The 3003-nt window shown below is 32.3% G+C and carries 3 protein-coding genes; all 3 read right to left on the reverse strand.

Annotated features, from left to right (window positions below; genetic code table 11):
• Positions 1 to 344: 344 nt before the first annotated feature.
• The 3 genes from ACWODM_RS16230 to ACWODM_RS16240 all read right to left on the reverse strand — a co-directional run bounded on the left by ACWODM_RS16230 (position 345) and on the right by ACWODM_RS16240 (position 2871).
• Entirely contained in the window at positions 345 to 989 is a 645-nt protein-coding gene (locus ACWODM_RS16230; RefSeq protein WP_455322359.1) for a class II aldolase/adducin family protein, read from the reverse strand.
• A gap of 5 nt (positions 990 to 994) precedes the next feature.
• On the reverse strand, positions 995 to 1942 hold the full coding sequence (locus ACWODM_RS16235; RefSeq protein ID WP_010775702.1) for a 1-phosphofructokinase family hexose kinase: 948 nt from the start codon (positions 1940 to 1942) through the stop codon (positions 995 to 997).
• Between the two features lie 188 nt (positions 1943 to 2130).
• Positions 2131 to 2871: a PTS transporter subunit IIC gene (locus ACWODM_RS16240; RefSeq protein ID WP_455322360.1), complete on the reverse strand. Its 741-nt coding sequence runs from the start codon at positions 2869 to 2871 to the stop codon at positions 2131 to 2133.
• Positions 2872 to 3003: the final 132 nt, after the last annotated feature.

A 3003-nucleotide genomic window follows, 5' to 3' on the forward strand; every position in this document is an offset into this window, starting at 1 on the left:
AAAAAGCTTTATCCAAGAGTATACAGTCTGAAAACAGATTATTTTTAGAGAAAATACCTGACCTTATTTCAAAATAGGTTATTCGTTCGATAAAATAGATTAAATATTGAGCTATGAATTATTCAGGCTATTTTTTCAATTTTAAATAAGTTAAGCGATTAATTATAACAAAAATAAACAGGATTAGCGTAAAATCGCTATCAATTTTATGATACTACTAACTATAACAAGCCATGTTAGCTATATAGTTAACATGGCTTGTTATTAATTACTTTAGAATTAATATCTAAAATAAAGTATATTTGTTATTTTGGTTTCTATCTTCAGACTCTTGAAGCAAATTTTCACTCTTCTGTGTTATAATCATATTCAACAAGGTCATCTATACCTGTTATTCCTAATTGTTTAAAAATCAAATATTCTTTGGCGATGTATGCATTCCATTCGAGTCGCTCAAGCATATCATAGGTTTTCTCTAAAGTAGCTCCAACTACTAGAACACCATGTTTTCGTAACAGATAGGATTTCGATATAGCTTGATCTTGTTTTACTTCTTTTCTAACTTTTTCAGCTAACTCAGGAGTGGTTGCTGGAGCAAATTCCAGACATTTGATTTCTCCCATTTTTTGAGTTCCTTCGCTAATATTAGGCATATCTAATCCCATACTTGCAAAAACCATTGAATTCAAAGCATGTGCATGAATTACGCAGTTAATCTTTGCATTTTCTTCATAAGCAGCCATGTGCATATTAATTTCACGTGTAATTCCACCATAACCATCAATGATATTTTCCTCTTTATCAATGACCAAAATTTGTTCTGGATTTAAATCGCAAAGATAGTTTTGAGACATTAGTGTTGGTGACATGATAAAGTGGTCATCACTTACTTTTATACTGACATTTCCTCCTGCTGCATTTGTCAATTTACGATCATACATTTTTTTGATAAATTTACACAGTTTTACTCGTTCTCCGTAGTATAGCATTATGTTTATTCACCAATCTTTCTATATTGAACTAATTTTTTTAATTCTAGAACACGTTCTTTTGAGAATCCTGTACTTAATGTTTCTTCAGCTTTAGCAGCACCAACTGCAGTTGCCAAAATTCCTATATCTTTTAAGGGTAATTTTTCCGAAAAACCGTAAACCAAACCAGAGACATACGCATCTCCACTGCCAGTATCGTTTACTGTTTTGACTCTTGGTGAATTAAATATATATTGTTCATCATTTGTTAGTAACACAGACCCTTTTTCTCCCATAGATACAGAAATACATTTCATATTGGTTAGTACTGACTTTTTCTTCTGATATACTTCAATACAATGTTCCAAAGAAAGAATTTCTTCACCTATAATTTCAGAAAATTCATAGTTATTCGGTTTGATTAAGAAGACAGCTCTTTTTAAGACTTCATCTAAAAATTTTCCTGAAACATCAGCAATTAATTGAACTTTTTTTTCTTCTAACTTATCAAGTAAATAAGCGAATACTTCTACTGGTGTTTGAAGAGATGGATTTCCTGCAACTACTACCGTATCCTTAGAAGACAGTTGATTTAATTCCTGAGTGAAAAATGCATCAATAATTTGTTTGTTAATTTTAAAACCATATTCTGTAATCATGAAACTACCTTTTCCACCATCATCTGTAAGAACAATATTATTTCGCACGTCTTCTTTAGACACTGTATAGAAAGAACTTTTTGTTTGATGTTTAATTAGTAAGTTCTTTAATTCATTCCAATTATTTTCTCCGGTAATACCCGTACAGTTATTTTCTTTACCTAAGATATTCAATCCGACTGAAACATGGGTTCCTTTTCCTCCTACATCCATATATCTTTCAGCGATTCTATTATTTTTCCCTCGAGTTAATTCATCTTGAATGTGAAAAACATGATCAATTGCAGGGTTCAAAGTAATCGTATAAATCAAATAGCTCCTCTCCTTTCAATTAATAATTTTACGTGTGATTATCTCCTTTTGTTTGATAGTAAGTCAACACAGCTATCATTAAAGATAATACCGAAAGAAATGCATTCTTTCCAAAATATCCTGCAATTAGTAGGAACATAGCTAAAAAAATGGAGCTTATATTAAAAATATTTTGTTTATTCAACATCTTATACCGCATCCATTTCTGAATCATCACTATAACGTTTTACATTTTCCTTACTACGACCAATATAGAAAATGACAAATAACGCTAACCAAGCAATTGCCAATACTATTCCCCACCAATTACCTGCCATTGCATTTGCAAAAGCAAACTTAAATTCACCATTCTCAATAGTTGCCCATGCTAGCATCGTACCTTCTTCAACATTCACTGCGCCTGTATCACGTGCTAATTGAGTAATGTATGGGGCAAAGTAAGTTCCGATATATAGAAATACTGGCGTGGTTATGATTCCATATACAAGCATTCTCAACATATTTCCCCGTCCTAGCAAATATGCAGCTACAATAATGGATAAGTTGATTAATCCTGCAAAAGGCAATACTTGGTTTCCTGGTAAAATTGCTGCAAATAATAATTCAAATGGGATTAACAAAATAGCCAGCACCCAAATTTCACTTGCTCCTGCTAAGATTGGCCAGTCCAAACCAATATACAACTCTCTTCCTTTAAATCTATTTCTCATATATTCTGATATTGCGTCTGATATAGGCGACAATGCCTGCATAAATAACTTAGAAACAAGTGGAAATAACGTTAAAGCCGCAGCCGCGTTTATTCCTAAAATCAATGCGTCTGAAATCGAATATCTACCAATTAAACCAATCGATGTACCGACAATAAAACCCATTACATGATTTTCAGAAAAAATACCGATTTTATTTTTTAAAGCATTTACATCCATTTTTTCCCAAATTTCAAGAACAAGTTAGCCACTTTTCGAAAAACGTGAAAATCATGTGTTATCTGTAAGTTCCGATGTTGATTTGATAATGAGTTGCGGCATGGTAGTCTGATTTGACGGGCTGGCTATGCC

Source organism: Enterococcus olivae, assembly GCF_053760925.1.